This window comes from Pseudomonas mercuritolerans, from assembly GCF_025706525.1.
Lineage (GTDB): Bacteria > Pseudomonadota > Gammaproteobacteria > Pseudomonadales > Pseudomonadaceae > Aquipseudomonas > Aquipseudomonas mercuritolerans.
Window position 1 is genome coordinate 495304 of the sequence record NZ_JAMSHA010000003.1, and the last position, 14878, is coordinate 510181.

At 59.2% G+C, this 14878-nt stretch carries 12 protein-coding genes; 9 read left to right on the top strand and 3 right to left on the bottom strand.

Translation table 11 applies throughout. The annotated features are described in order from the left end of the window. Window positions 1-321 precede the first annotated feature (321 nt). Together clpA and clpS are read right to left on the bottom strand one after the other, a co-directional pair. Window positions 322-2592 (bottom strand): ATP-dependent Clp protease ATP-binding subunit ClpA, encoded by a 2271-nt coding sequence (gene clpA / locus ND528_RS10785; protein WP_016775266.1) that lies wholly within the window; start codon window positions 2590-2592, stop codon window positions 322-324. A 30-nt stretch (window positions 2593-2622) separates the two neighbouring features. After that, entirely contained in the window at window positions 2623-3006 is a 384-nt protein-coding gene (gene clpS, locus ND528_RS10790) for an ATP-dependent Clp protease adapter ClpS (RefSeq protein WP_011334948.1), read from the bottom strand. Between the two features lie 224 nt (window positions 3007-3230). Between clpS and ND528_RS10795 the strand changes: the two genes are divergently transcribed. Continuing rightward, complete coding sequence (locus tag ND528_RS10795) at window positions 3231-3512, top strand: cold shock domain-containing protein (RefSeq protein WP_130912652.1); 282 nt, start codon at window positions 3231-3233, stop codon at window positions 3510-3512. Between the two features lie 77 nt (window positions 3513-3589). Here ND528_RS10795 and icd read toward each other — a convergent pair whose 3' ends face one another. Further along, window positions 3590-4846: an NADP-dependent isocitrate dehydrogenase gene (gene icd, locus ND528_RS10800; RefSeq protein WP_263470299.1), complete on the bottom strand. Its 1257-nt coding sequence runs from the start codon at window positions 4844-4846 to the stop codon at window positions 3590-3592. A 481-nt stretch (window positions 4847-5327) separates the two neighbouring features. Here icd and ND528_RS10805 point away from each other — a divergent pair, with 481 nt between their 5' ends. The 8 genes from ND528_RS10805 (at window position 5328) to ND528_RS10840 (ending at window position 14575) form a co-directional block, all read left to right on the top strand. Beyond that, complete coding sequence (locus ND528_RS10805) at window positions 5328-7553, top strand: NADP-dependent isocitrate dehydrogenase (protein ID WP_137214788.1); 2226 nt, start codon at window positions 5328-5330, stop codon at window positions 7551-7553. A gap of 200 nt (window positions 7554-7753) precedes the next feature. Next, complete coding sequence (locus tag ND528_RS10810; protein ID WP_137214787.1) at window positions 7754-8200, top strand: NUDIX hydrolase; 447 nt, start codon at window positions 7754-7756, stop codon at window positions 8198-8200. Window positions 8201-8259: 59 nt separating this feature from the next. After that, on the top strand, window positions 8260-9384 hold the full coding sequence (gene mnmA / locus ND528_RS10815) for a tRNA 2-thiouridine(34) synthase MnmA (RefSeq protein ID WP_071172900.1): 1125 nt from the start codon (window positions 8260-8262) through the stop codon (window positions 9382-9384). Then, the gene (hflD, locus tag ND528_RS10820) at window positions 9381-10004 is read left to right on the top strand and encodes a high frequency lysogenization protein HflD (protein ID WP_130912656.1); all 624 of its coding nucleotides are present in this window, start codon (window positions 9381-9383) and stop codon (window positions 10002-10004) included. Before mnmA ends, hflD begins: the two co-directional genes overlap by 4 nt. A 126-nt stretch (window positions 10005-10130) precedes the next feature. Further along, on the top strand, window positions 10131-11501 hold the full coding sequence (purB, locus tag ND528_RS10825; RefSeq protein WP_003223822.1) for an adenylosuccinate lyase: 1371 nt from the start codon (window positions 10131-10133) through the stop codon (window positions 11499-11501). An 86-nt stretch (window positions 11502-11587) separates the two neighbouring features. Next, window positions 11588-12757: a ribosomal protein uL16 3-hydroxylase gene (locus ND528_RS10830; protein WP_016775274.1), complete on the top strand. Its 1170-nt coding sequence runs from the start codon at window positions 11588-11590 to the stop codon at window positions 12755-12757. After that, window positions 12750-13175: a GNAT family N-acetyltransferase gene (locus ND528_RS10835; protein WP_025108996.1), complete on the top strand. Its 426-nt coding sequence runs from the start codon at window positions 12750-12752 to the stop codon at window positions 13173-13175. Before ND528_RS10830 ends, ND528_RS10835 begins: the two co-directional genes overlap by 8 nt. A 638-nt stretch (window positions 13176-13813) precedes the next feature. Next, entirely contained in the window at window positions 13814-14575 is a 762-nt protein-coding gene (locus tag ND528_RS10840; protein WP_024013416.1) for a secretin N-terminal domain-containing protein, read from the top strand. Window positions 14576-14878: the final 303 nt, after the last annotated feature.

Below are 14878 nucleotides of genomic sequence, written 5' to 3' on the forward strand. Positions count from 1 at the left end.
AAGGCTGAGTGGAGGGATTGATCCGGGCGTGGGAGCGCAGCGACCGTCTGGCGCAGCCAGACACAGCGGAAGGAGGTGCAGCGAAGCAAACCGTAGCCGCTGCGCCCGGATCAGTCCCGGAGCGAAGGAACCCGAGCCTGCGAGGGCCGAACGTAGGAGCAAGCGTTTTGGGTTACCTTTTTGGCGTTTGAAAAAGGTGACTCGCCGTAAGGGCGAAACCGTAATAAGCCATCACCGCAGCAACGGATATACACCCAAAGCCCAAAAACACCGGACAACAAAAAGGCGCCCGAAGGCGCCTTTCCAATCCACATCAAGCCGTCAGGCCATCTCTGCAGTGGTTTCGAAGTCGAACGTCAACTCCCCATCCTTGATGTCGATGTGCACCACACCGCCATGCTCGGCCAGTTCGCCAAACAGAATCTCCTCCGCCAGCGGACGCTTGATCTTGTCCTGGATCAGACGCGCCATCGGACGTGCACCCATCGCCGAGTCATAACCACCCGCCGCCAGCCAACTACGCGCCGCATCGGTAACCTCAAGCAACACACGCTTGTCTTCCAGCTGCGCCTGAAGCTCGGTAAGGAACTTGTCCACCACACTTTTGATGACCTCATGACTGAGGCGACCAAACTGGATAATGGTGTCCAGACGGTTACGGAATTCCGGCGTGAAGCTCTTCTTGATCACTTCCATCGCATCGGACGAGTGGTCCTGATGGGTGAAACCGATCGAAGCCCGCGCGGCCGTTTCGGCACCGGCGTTGGTGGTCATGATCACGATCACATTGCGGAAGTCCGCTTTGCGCCCGTTGTTATCGGTCAGCGTGCCGTGGTCCATGACCTGCAACAGCAGGTTGAAGACTTCCGGATGCGCCTTCTCGATTTCATCGAGCAGCAATACGCAATGCGGCTGCTTGGTGATCGCTTCGGTCAACAGACCGCCCTGATCGAAACCGACATAGCCTGGAGGCGCACCAATCAGACGCGACACGGTGTGACGCTCCATGTACTCGGACATGTCGAAACGCACCAGTTCAATGCCAAGGGCCTTGGCCAATTGTCGCGCGGCCTCGGTTTTACCGACACCGGTAGGCCCGGCAAACAGGAACGAACCGACCGGCTTGTCCGGCGATTTGAGCCCGGCACGCGACAGCTTGATCGCAGTCGACAGCGAATCGATCGCTGCGTCCTGACCAAACACCGTCAGCTTCAGGTCACGCTCCAGGTTACGCAGCAGCTCTTTGTCGGAACTGGTGACGTGCTTTGGCGGAATACGCGCGATTTTCGCGACGATGTCCTCGACCTGCGGCACTTCGATACGCTTGACGCGCATCTCTACCGGTTGCAGACGCTGGTAGGCGCCCGCTTCGTCGATCACGTCGATGGCCTTGTCCGGCATGTGCCGGTCATTGATGTAGCGCGACGCCAGTTCGGCAGCGGCACGCAACGACTCATCGCTGTATTCGATATTGTGGTGCTGCTCGAAACGCCCTTTCAGACCGCGCAGGATACCGATGGTGTCTTCCACCGACGGCTCAACGACGTCGACCTTCTGGAAGCGTCGCGCCAAGGCGCGATCTTTTTCGAAGATGCCGCGAAATTCCTGGAATGTGGTCGAACCGATGCAGCGAATATCGCCAGACGACAGCAGCGGCTTGAGCAGGTTGGACGCATCCATCACGCCACCGGACGCAGCGCCAGCACCAATGATGGTGTGGATCTCGTCGATGAACAGAATCGCCTGCGGACGCTTTTTCAGCTCATTGAGCAGCGCCTTGAAGCGCTTCTCGAAATCACCGCGATACTTGGTACCCGCGAGCAGAGCGCCAAGATCGAGCGAATAAACAACCGCATTGGCCAGCAGATCTGGTACCTGGTTGTCGACGATGCGTTTCGCCAGGCCTTCGGCAATCGCGGTTTTACCCACGCCCGCTTCACCCACCAACAGCGGATTGTTCTTGCGCCGGCGCGCGAGAATCTGCGCGACACGCTCGACCTCCGACTCACGGCCGACCAGCGGATCAATGCGACCCTGGCGCGCGAGTTCGTTGAGGTTGCTGGCATAAGCATCCAGAGGATTGCCTGAAGAAGAAGACTCACCGCCCTCGTCGTCCTGCATATCTTGTTCACCTTCAGAGTGATCGCCATGCCCCGGCACTTTCGAAATGCCGTGTGCGATGTAGTTGACGACATCTATGCGCGCAACGCTCTGCTGTTTCAGCAGGAACACTGCCTGACTCTCTTGCTCACTGAAGATGGCGACCAGCACGTTGGCGCCGGTCACTTCGCGTTTGCCCGAGCTCTGTACGTGAAAAACAGCACGCTGCAGGACACGCTGGAAGCCCAGGGTTGGCTGGGTTTCGCGATCCTCGTCATGCACGGGGATCAATGGCGTGGTGGAGTCGATGAACTCCTGCAGATCATGCTTGAGTTTGTCGAGGTTTGCGCCGCAGGCACGCAAAACGGTGGCGGCAGCCTCATTATCCAATAGCGCCAGCAGGAGATGTTCGACGGTCATGAACTCATGACGCTTCGAACGAGCCTCCTTGAAGGCAAGATTGAGGGTGACTTCGAGCTCGCGGTTTAACATAGCTTCACCTCATACCCAAGTGGTCGGCGATTAACCGTCCTTCTCGATTTCACAGAGTAGCGGATGCTGGCTTTCCCTGGCGTACTGGTTGACCTGCATGGCCTTTGTCTCGGCGATGTCGCGGGTAAACACTCCACATACTGCCCGGCCTTCTGTATGGACGGCCAGCATGACCTTGGTCGCCAGCTCGCGATTCAGGTTAAAAAACACCTCGAGCACTTCGACGACGAAATCCATCGGTGTGTAGTCATCGTTGAACAAAACCACCTTGTACATCGGCGGCGCCTGTAGCGCGGGCTTTGCTTCCTGAACAGCAACGCCTGCCGAATCGTCGTCGTGCTCCTGTGGAAGATCCTTTTGGAGAAGCGGGCGATCCTGATTGAATGTTAGTCGAATCTGGCTGATTGCATGCATGGAAAAAAAGGTTCGTCAGTTGTGCGAATACAGTGGTGGGGGCGGTTGCACACGTTTTCAACTACGACTGCCCGGTCACCTTGACTATCGGGAAAACGGTGTTACAACCAATAGAGCCCACAGTGGGTAAAAAAGATCCGCGGAGTCAATTCTTTTATCGAATTCGATTGCGGATGTCGTGGATGATACTCCAGCGATGGAGTCTGTTGCAGAGGGATTTGAGCATGGCTGTCGGCAAGGTGAAATGGTTCAACAATGCCAAGGGATTCGGCTTTATCAATACCGACGCCCGGGAAGGTCGCGATGAGGATGGCAAGGACATTGATTTCTTTGCCCACTACTCGGCCATTGAAATGGAAGGGTACAAGACCCTGAAAGCGGGTCAGGCGGTGACCTTCGAGATCGTTCATGGCCCTAAAGGCTTGCATGCCGTGAAGATAACTTCGGTCGAAGCAGCTCCCACGCCAAGCTCGATTGCCACGGAACAACAAACGGCAACCAGTTGAAGCCTCAAAACATTCGGTCATAAAAAACCGCCTGACTCAACCCATCGAGTCAGGCGGTTTTTGCGTGCCTGCGACTTTTACATATGCGAAATCAACGCATCCCCGAACCCGGAAGACGAAACCAGCTTGGCCCCATCCATCAAACGCTCGAAATCATAAGTAACAGTCTTGGCGCCGATCGCACCGTTGGTGCCCTTGATGATCAGGTCCGCCGCTTCCGTCCAGCCCATATGACGCAGCATCATCTCGGCCGAGAGAATCAGCGAGCCCGGGTTGACCTGGTCCTTGCCGGCATACTTCGGCGCAGTACCGTGGGTCGCTTCGAACATCGCTACGGTGTCGGACAGGTTGGCACCCGGCGCAATACCGATACCACCCACTTCCGCCGCCAGCGCGTCGGACAGGTAGTCACCGTTGAGGTTAAGCGTAGCGATGACATCGTATTCCGCCGGGCGCAGCAGGATCTGCTGGAGCATGGCGTCGGCGATGGCGTCCTTGACTACAACGTTCTTGCCGGTTTTCGGGTTCTTGAACTGCATCCACGGACCGCCGTCCAGCAGCGTCGCGCCGAATTCTTCGGCCGCCACTTCGTAGGCCCATTCCTTGAAGGCACCTTCGGTGAACTTCATGATGTTGCCTTTGTGCACGATGGTCAGCGAGTCGCGGTCATTATCGATCACATATTGCAGAGCCTTGCGCGCCAGACGCTTGGTGCCTTCGCGGGAGACCGGCTTGACGCCGATACCGCAGTTTTCGTCGAAACGGATCTTGGTGACGCCCATTTCTTCTTTAAGGAATTTGATGACCTTGGTGGCTTCCGGCGAACCGGCTTTCCACTCGATGCCGGCGTAGATGTCTTCGGAGTTCTCGCGGAAGATGGTCATGTCGACGTCGCCGGGCTTTTTCACCGGGCTCGGCACGCCTTCGAACCAGCGCACCGGGCGCAGGCAGACGTACAGGTCGAGTTGCTGACGCAGGGCCACGTTCAGCGAGCGGATGCCGCCACCGACCGGGGTGGTCAACGGGCCTTTGATGGAGACCACGTAATCCTTGACCGCGTCGAGGGTTTCCTGCGGCAGCCAGGTGTCCTGGTCATAAACCTGAGTGGCTTTTTCGCCGGCGTAGACTTCCATCCAGGAAATCTTGCGCTTGCCGCCGTAGGCCTTTTCAACAGCAGCATCGACAACCTTGATCATCACCGGACTGATGTCGACACCAATACCGTCACCTTCGATGAAGGGGATGATCGGGTTATCAGGAACATTGAGAGAATGGTCTGCATTGACGGTGATTTTGTCGCCGACGGCTGGAACCTGAATCTTCTTGTAACCCATGCTGAACTCCATTGTTTGGATTGAACACCTGGCTTGCTTCGAGCGTAACCCAGTTGAATCAACACGCAAACCCTATGTTCCGCCGCCGCGCACATCTCGTTTCGTACAAGCCTGAAAGCAAAGGGAAAAGCGCCAAACTCCAGCATTCGTAACGAGTCTTTGCCCGGTCGCGCCCTGCGACCTTTAGACCAATGGACGAGAATCGTTGCATATGAACCATCGGCAGATTGCCAGCTACCTATGTATAATGCCGCCCGCTGACCACAGGGTCACGACGGCTGGCCTCTCTAGCACGAGACTTTCCGCCTGATTGGTCGGGTTGTTACCGCAGCCTGACTGCTTGACGCTCTACTGATGCACCCAACATCACCGCGAAGAATCTCGACATTCGGTTCATGGATGACTTTGAACGAACGCGCTTACCCGGCGCCCCTCGAGTTTCTGCGCACGCTTTAGCAAAGAAGAGAGAGTTAATCCGAATATGCCCACCCGCTCGAAGATCATCTATACCTTCACCGACGAAGCTCCTGCCCTCGCCACCTATTCCCTGCTGCCGATCATCGAGGCTTACACCGCCTCGGCCGATATCGCCGTGGAAACCCGCGATATCTCTCTTGCAGCACGCATCCTGGCAAGCTTCCCCGAGCAACTGGGCGACAAAGCCGTAGCCGACCACCTCGCCGAACTGGGCGACCTGGCCGTTACGCCTGAAGCCAACATCATCAAGCTGCCGAACATCAGTGCTTCGGTGCCACAACTGCAAGCCGCGATCAAAGAGCTGCAGGCGCAGGGCTACAACCTGCCGGACTATCCGGAAACCGTGACCAGCGACGCCGAAAAAGACGCCCGGGCGCGTTACGACAAGGTCAAGGGCAGCGCCGTGAACCCGGTTCTGCGCGAAGGCAACTCCGACCGCCGCGCTCCGCTGTCGGTGAAGAACTACGCGCGCAAGCACCCGCACAAAATGGGCGCCTGGGCCAAGGACTCCAAGTCCCACGTCGCGCACATGAGCACCGGCGATTTCTACGGCAGCGAAAAAGCTGTCCTGATCGACGCCGCTGACGCTGTGAAGATCGAGCTGATCGCCAAGGACGGTGCTGCCACCGTTCTGAAAGAAAAAACCACCGTTCAGGCCGGCGAGATCCTCGACTGCGCCGTGATGAGCAAAAACGCCCTGCGTGCGTTCATCGCTGCCGAGATCGAAAGCGCCAAGGCCCAGGGCGTGCTGCTCTCGGTGCACCTGAAAGCGACCATGATGAAGGTCTCCGACCCGATCATGTTCGGCCAGATCGTTGCCGAGTTCTATAAAGACGCTCTGACCAAGCACGCTGACGTGCTGAACCAGATCGGCTTCAACCTGAACAACGGCATCGGCGATCTGTACGCGCGCATCAAGGCCCTGCCGGCCGACCAGCAAGCGCAGATCGAAGCCGATATCGCAGCGGTCTACGCCGTTCGTCCGTCGCTGGCGATGGTCAACTCCGACAAAGGCATCACCAACCTGCACGTGCCGAGCGACGTCATCGTTGACGCCTCGATGCCAGCGATGATTCGTGACTCCGGCAAGATGTGGGGCACCGACGGTCAGTTGCACGACACCAAGGCTGTGATCCCGGATCGTTGCTACGCGACCATCTACCAGGCCGTGATCGAAGATTGCAAAGCCAACGGCGCTTTCGACCCGACCACCATGGGCAGCGTGCCGAACGTCGGTTTGATGGCGAAGAAAGCCGAAGAGTACGGCTCCCACGACAAGACCTTCCAGATCAAGGCTGACGGCGTTGTTCGCGTCACCGACAGCAAAGGCAAGCTGCTGATGGAACAGGCTGTCGAAGCCGGCGACATCTTCCGCATGTGCCAGACCAAAGACGCGCCGATCCAGGACTGGGTCAAACTGGCCGTCAACCGTGCTCGCGCCAGCAGCACGCCGGCGATCTTCTGGCTTGACCCGATGCGCGCTCACGATGGCGTAGTGATCGAGAAAGTTCAGGCGTACCTGAAGGATCACGACACCAGCGGTCTGGACATCCAGATCATGGCTCCAGTCGACGCGATGAAGTACACCCTGAAGCGCACCCGCGAAGGCAAGGACACCATTTCGGTGACCGGTAACGTACTGCGCGACTACCTGACCGACCTGTTCCCGATCATGGAACTGGGCACCAGCGCCAAGATGCTGTCGATCGTGCCGCTGATGAACGGCGGTGGCCTGTTCGAAACCGGCGCCGGCGGTTCGGCTCCGAAGCACGTGCAGCAACTGGTTGAAGAGAACTTCCTGCGCTGGGATTCGCTGGGTGAGTTCCTCGCCCTGGCCGCTTCCCTTGAGCATCTGGGTGTGAACTACAACAACCCGAAAGCGCTGGTGCTGTCGAAGACCCTGGACCAGGCCACCGGCCAGTTCCTCGACAACAACAAGTCGCCATCGCGCAAAGTCGGCAACATCGACAACCGCGGCAGCCACTTCTACCTGGCGATGTACTGGGCTCAGGCCCTGGCCGCCCAGACTGAAGACGCTGCACTGCAAGCGCAGTTCGCGACTCTGGCCAAAACCCTGACCGAGAACGAAGCAACTATCGTTGCCGAGCTCAACGCCGTTCAGGGCAAGCCAGTCGACATCGGCGGTTACTACCACGCCGACGCCGAGCTGATCAGCAAGGCCATGCGCCCAAGCGCAACCTTCAACGCGGCGATTGCTGCGCTGGTTTAAGGTTGTAATGGGAACATCACAAACCCCGGCCTTGTGCCGGGGTTTGTGTTTTTACTGACAATATAAATCCCTTGTGAGAGCGAGCCTGCTCGCGAATGCGGTTTATCATTCAGCACCTTCGTTGACTGACCCACCGCTTTCGCGAGCAGGCTCGCTCCCACAGGGGGTCGGGTTTTAACCTGGATATTGAGGAAGGTTTTATGGAATGGCTCCCCCACATCACCGTCGCTACCATCGTCGAGGACAACGGCCGTTTCCTGATGGTCGAAGAGCACAAAGGCGGGCGCAATGTGCTCAACCAGCCCGCCGGGCATCTCGATCCGGATGAAACCCTGATCAACGCGGCGATTCGCGAAACCCTCGAAGAAACCGGTTGGGACGTCGAACCCACCGGCGTGATCGGCATTTATCTGTACACCGCACCGAGCAACGGCGTGACTTACCAGCGCATATGCTTCAGCGCCAAAGCCGTGCAGCACCACCCGGATTACCAACTCGACGACGGCATCGTCGGCGCCAAGTGGCTGACCCGCGAAGAATTAATCGCCCAGCGCGACAACTGGCGCAGCGAGCTGATCATCCGTTGCATCGACGATTATCTGGCCGGTCATCACTTCAGCCTCGAACTGATCCGCCCTTCTCTTTAGCCTTGCGGCCGCGAGCCTGATAGAATCGCGCCCTTTTCCAAGACACTCATTGAACCCCTATGCGTGATCCAGCCCCTTCTGACACATCCAAGAAGCGCGTCATTGTCGGCATGTCCGGCGGCGTGGACTCTTCCGTTTCCGCCCTTCTGCTGATCGAGCAGGGCTATGAAGTGGAAGGCCTGTTCATGAAGAACTGGGAAGAAGACGACGGAACGGAATACTGCACCGCCATGGACGACCTGGCGGATGCTCAGGCTGTCTGCGACAAGATCGGCATCAAGCTGCATACCGCCAACTTCGCCGCCGAGTATTGGGACAACGTGTTCGAGCACTTCCTCGCCGAATACAAGGCGGGGCGCACGCCGAACCCGGACATCCTGTGCAACCGCGAGATCAAGTTCAAGGCGTTCCTCGACTACGCGATGATGCTCGGCGCCGACCTGATCGCCACCGGTCACTACGTGCGCCGTCGCGACATCGATGGCCGCACCGAACTGCTCAAGGGCCTCGATCCGAACAAGGATCAGAGCTACTTCCTGCACGCCGTTGGTGGCGAACAGATCGCCAAGACCCTGTTCCCGGTCGGCGAACTGGAAAAGCCTGAAGTCCGCGCGATTGCCGAGAAATACGAACTGGCCACCGCCAAGAAGAAGGATTCCACCGGGATCTGCTTCATCGGCGAGCGTCGTTTCAGCGACTTCCTCAAGCAATACCTGCCGGCGCAACCGGGTGAGATCAAGACCACCGAAGGCGAAGTCATCGGCCGTCACCACGGCTTGATGTACCACACCATCGGCCAGCGCCAGGGCCTCGGTATCGGCGGCTTGAAAGATGCCGGTGACGAGCCGTGGTACGTGCTGCGCAAGGATCTGCAGACCAACGAGCTGATCGTCGGTCAGGGCAACAACCATCCATGGCTGTTCTCCAGCGCCCTGCTCGCTTCGGAAATCTACTGGGTCAACCCGATCGACCTGAGCCAGCCGCTGCGCCTGACGGCGAAAGTGCGCTATCGCCAGAGCGATCAGGCCTGCACCCTGGAAAAAACCGCCAGCGGCTATCGCGCCGTGTTCGACGAACCGCAACGTGCGGTGACGCCGGGCCAGTCGGTGGTTTTCTATGACGGTGAAATCTGCCTCGGCGGCGGCGTGATCGAAGTGGCCGAGCCGTGGAGCGGCCAGGCATGAGCCCGACTCAGGAGCAACTGACAGCGCTGGGCGGTGTGTTTCTCGCCGCCGTGCTGGTCGATCGCATCGCCAAGACCGGCCAGACCAACGAAGCGGGCCTGAGCTGCATGCTCGGCAGCCTGCTGGTCCGCGACCCAAAAGATACACTGGACGTGTACGGCGGCGACGACATCAATCTGCGCGAGGGTTACCGCGCATTGATCGGCGCGCTGGAGCGCGATCCGAGCACCTTGCAGCGCGAGCCGTTGCGCTACGCGCTGTCGATGCTCGGTCTGGAGCGGCAATTGGCCAAGCGTGACGACATGCTTGAGACGATTGCCAAACGCCTGCCGCAGATTCAGTCGCAGGTGGAGCATTTTGGCCCTGCGCACGAAAACGTCATCGCCGCTTGCGGTGCGTTGTATCAGGACACTTTGAGCACCCTGCGCCAGCGCATTCAGGTGCACGGCGACATGCGCAACCTGCAGCAGCCGAGCAATGCCTCGAAAATCCGCGCCCTGCTCCTCGCTGGTATCCGCTCGGCGCGCCTGTGGCGTCAGCTCGGTGGTCATCGCTGGCAGTTGGTGATCAGCCGCCGCAAGCTGCTCAAAGAGCTTTATCCGTTGATGCGCAGCGAGTAAACGCCGCGTCATGAAGGCTTTGTAGTCTGTAACGCGTAATACGCCGGTCAGTTGGCGACGGACCGGCGGATTTTTTCATGTATGATACGCGCCCCATTTCGTTGCCCGACTGTCCGAGAACACCCCATGCAGCTCTCTTCGCTCACTGCGGTTTCCCCTGTTGACGGCCGCTACGCCGGCAAAACCCAGGCCCTGCGCCCGATTTTCAGCGAGTACGGCCTGATCCGTGCCCGCGTTCTGGTTGAAGTGCGCTGGCTCCAGCGCCTGGCCGCCCATGCTGGCATCCCTGAAGTGCCAGCCTTCTCCGCCGAGGCCAACGCCGTTCTCAACGAACTGGCGGAAAACTTTTCGCTGGAGCACGCCGAGCGCGTCAAAGAGATCGAGCGCACCACCAACCACGACGTCAAAGCGATCGAATACCTGCTCAAAGAGCAGGCGGCCAAGCTGCCGGAGCTGGCCAAGGTCAGCGAATTCATCCACTTTGCCTGCACCAGTGAAGACATCAACAACCTGTCCCACGCCTTGATGCTGCGTGAAGGCCGTGACGACGTGATGCTGCCGCTGATGCGCCAGACTGCCAACGCCATCCGCGAACTGGCCATCCGTTTCGCCGACGTGCCGATGCTGTCGCGCACCCACGGTCAGCCGGCTTCGCCGACCACTCTGGGTAAAGAGCTGGCCAACGTGGTTTACCGTCTCGAGCGTCAGATCGCTCAGGTCGCTGCCGTGCCGCTGCTGGGCAAGATCAACGGCGCCGTCGGCAACTACAACGCGCACCTGTCGGCCTACCCGCAAATCGATTGGGAAGCCAATGCCCGCGCCTTCATCGAAGACGAGCTGGGTCTGGGCTTCAACCCGTACACCACGCAGATCGAACCGCACGACTACATCGCTGAACTGTTCGATGCCATCGCGCGCTTCAACACCATCCTGATCGACTTCGACCGCGACATCTGGGGCTACATTTCCCTGGGTTATTTCAAGCAGCGCACCATCGCTGGCGAAATCGGTTCGTCGACCATGCCGCACAAGGTCAACCCGATCGACTTCGAAAACTCCGAAGGCAACCTGGGTATCGCCAACGCACTGTTCCAGCACCTGGCGAGCAAGCTGCCAATTTCCCGCTGGCAGCGCGACCTGACCGACTCCACCGTCCTGCGCAACCTCGGTGTCGGCTTCGCCCACAGCGTGATCGCATACGAAGCCAGCCTCAAAGGCATCAGCAAACTCGAGCTCAACGAGCAGAAGATTGCCGCCGACCTCGACGCTTGCTGGGAAGTACTGGCCGAGCCGATCCAGACCGTGATGCGTCGCTACAACATCGAAAACCCGTACGAAAAGCTGAAAGAACTGACCCGTGGCAAGGGCATCAGCCCTGAAGCGTTGCAGACTTTCATCGATGGCCTGGACATGCCAGCCGAAGCCAAAGCCGAGCTCAAGCAACTGACTCCGGCCAACTACATCGGCAACGCAGTGGCACAAGCCAAACGCATCTGATCGACCGTTTGCCCCGTTTGAGACGCCCGGCCGCGCCGGGCGTTTTTATTCCCGTCTGAAAAGTACTTTTTTTCAATAGGTTACATATGAATTCCGATATTCCTCTTCAACTTCTGGGCGGCCTCACAGCACGCGAATTCCTGCGTGACTACTGGCAGAAAAAACCGCTGCTGATCCGTCAGGCGATTCCTGACTTCGAAAGCCCGATCGACGCCGACGAACTGGCCGGCCTGGCCCTGGAAGAAGAAGTCGAATCGCGCCTGGTCATCGAGCACGGCGAGCGTCCGTGGGAACTGCGTCGCGGCCCGTTCGCCGAAGACGAGTTCAGCAAATTGCCAGAGAAAGAGTGGACCCTGCTGGTGCAGGCGGTTGACCAGTTCGTGCCGGAAGTCAGCGAACTGCTGGAAAACTTCCGCTTCCTGCCGAGCTGGCGTGTCGACGACGTGATGATCAGCTTCGCCGCCCCAGGTGGCAGCGTCGGCCCGCATTTCGACAATTACGATGTGTTCCTGCTGCAGGGCCACGGCAAGCGCAACTGGAAAATCGGCCAGATGTGCGACTCCGAGAGCCCGCTGCTGCAACACGCCGACCTGCGCATCCTCGCTGAATTCCACGAGACCGAAGAATGGGTGCTGGAGCCGGGCGACATGCTCTACCTGCCGCCGCGCCTGGCCCATTGCGGTGTCGCGGTCGACAACTGCATGACCTACTCGGTCGGCTTCCGCGCGCCAAGCGCCGCTGAAGTGCTGACCCACTTCACCGACTTCCTCAGCCAGTTCCTGACCGACGAAGAACGCTACACCGATGCCGACGCCAAGCCGGCGGTCGATCCGCACCAGATTCAACACGATGCGCTGGATCGCCTGAAAAGCCTGCTCGCCGAGCACATGAGCGATGAGCGTCTGCTGCTGACCTGGTTCGGCCAGTACATGACCGAGCCGCGCTACCCGGAACTGGTGGTCGGCCCGGAAGACGTCGAAGAAGAAGACTTCCTCGCCGCCCTGCAGGACGGCGCCGTGCTGATCCGCAACCCGAGCGCGCGCCTGGCCTGGTCGGAAGTCGACGACGATCTGCTGCTGTTCGCCAGTGGCCAGAGCCGCTACCTGCCGGGCAAGCTGCGCGAACTGCTGAAGCTGATCTGCGCCGCTGACGCCCTGCACGCCGACAACCTCGGCGAGTGGCTGAGCGACGAAGACGGCCGCAGCCTGCTCTGCGAACTGGTCAAGCAAGGGAGCCTGGGGTTCGCCGATGAATAAAATTCGCGTTCGTGTCGCAGACTGGCAGAAGGATATCGCCGAGATCCGGCGCATTCGTGAAACGGTGTTCATCGCCGAACAATCGGTGCCACCCGAGCTTGAGTGGGACGCCGATGACGCGACCGCCGTGCATTTTCTGGCGTTCGAAGGCGACTTCCCGATCGGCACGGCGCGGCTGTTGCCCGACGGCCACATCGGCCGGGTTTCGGTACTCAAAGACTGGCGCGGGATGAAGGTCGGTGACGCGCTGATGCAAGCGGTCATCGCCGAAGCTGAAGCGCGCGGCCTGAAGCAACAAATGCTCAGCGCGCAAGTGCAAGCCACGGCGTTCTACGAGCGTTTGGGTTTCAGCCTGGTCAGCGAGGAGTTTCTTGAGGCCGGGATACCGCATGTCGATATGGTTCGGCATTCGGCCTGATTCCGAGACCTCCAGATCCCTGTGGCGAGGGGATTTATCCCCGCTGGGGTGCGAAGCAGCCCCAAATCCAGCAAACTCGGTGAGTCAGTTAAATCGAGCGCGCTGGGTCGGCGACTGCTGCGCAGCCGAGCGGGGATAAATCCCCTCACCACAAAAGCCCGCAAGCACGCGATCCCGAGACACCTGTAGCTCCCTGTGGCGAGGGGATTTATCCCCGCTGGGCTGCGAAGCTGCCCCAAATCCAGAAAACTCGGTATGCCTGTTGAATCGAGAGTGCTGGATTGGGCGCCTGCTGCGCAGCCGAGCGGGGATAAATCCCCTCACCACAAAAGCCCGCAAGCACACGATCCCGAGACACCTTTAGCGCCCTGTGGCGAGGGGATTCATCCCCGCTGGGCTGCGAAGCTGCCCCAAATCCAGAAAACTCGGTATGCCTGTTGAATCGAGAGTGCTGGATTTGGCGACTGCTGCGCAGCCGAGCGGGGATAAATCCCCTCACCACAAATACCCGCCAGCACACCACAAAACGCCCCGCCATTTTCGGATGCCGGGGCGTTTTGCTGTCTACGATTCAACTTGCCCCACCCCGGGCCGACAAACTGGCAATATCAAGCCTTTCGAACGCGGAGATAACGGACATGTCCCTACGCACCCTGCTCACCACCCTGCTGCTCGGCTGCAGTTTTTCGGTGCTGGCAGCCACAGAAATCGTCCCCCTCAAATACCACACCAGCGCCGACATGCTGCCGGTCGCGCAGGATTTCATCGGCCAGGACGGCCAGGTCAGCGCTTACGGCAACCAACTGATCGTCAAAGCCGAGCCGGGCAAGATTCAGGAGTTGAAGGATCTGCTGGCGCAACTCGATACCGCACCGAAGCGCTTGCTGATCACCGTCGACACCAACGAAAACAATGGCCGTGGCGACGAAGGTTATTCAGTCAACGGCGCTCAGCCGAACCAGACCCGGATCATCAGCCGCAGCACCACCAGCCGCAACGGCGGCGTTCAGCAAGTGCAGACCAGTGAAGGCACTCCGGCGCTGATCCAGGTTGGCCAGAGCGTGCCGATCACCAACACCCAGAGCGATTCCTACGGCGGTTACAGCAGCGAGACCCAATACCGCAACGTCACCCAGGGTTTCTACGTCACCGCCAGCGTCACCGGCGAAACCGTTCATCTGGCGATCAGTACCAACCGTGACCGTATGAGCCAGGAACGTCCCGATGTAGTGAACGTGCAAAGTACCGACACAACCGTCACCGGGCGCCTCGGTGAGTGGATCACTCTGGCGGGCGTCAACAGCCAGACTCAGGCCGATAAACAGGGCCTGACCCGCAGCTACTCGACTCAAGGCCGTGATGACATGACCTTGCGGGTGAAAGTCGACACGCTGGACTAAAGCACCGAAAACTGACTGATTAGTCGTATTAGACGAAAGATGTAGTGCTTGAAAAAAAGCACTACAAAACGTTTGACGCGAAAAAAAAGCGAAGGCATGATGGCCTCGCTCCCGCTAATCAGAGGCCCTGGCAAGGGCCTTCGAAGCGCCGCTCGCACCTACCCCGCGAGCCGTTTCGTGTCTGTACCGCCCACAAGGTGTGTTTGACGAGGTTGCCGACTGGAACGAAGTTGTCCCGAGGGACGGAAGCGTATTTAGGTAACCCGGCTTCACGCTGCAGACCGTATAAAGGCCCACGACGCC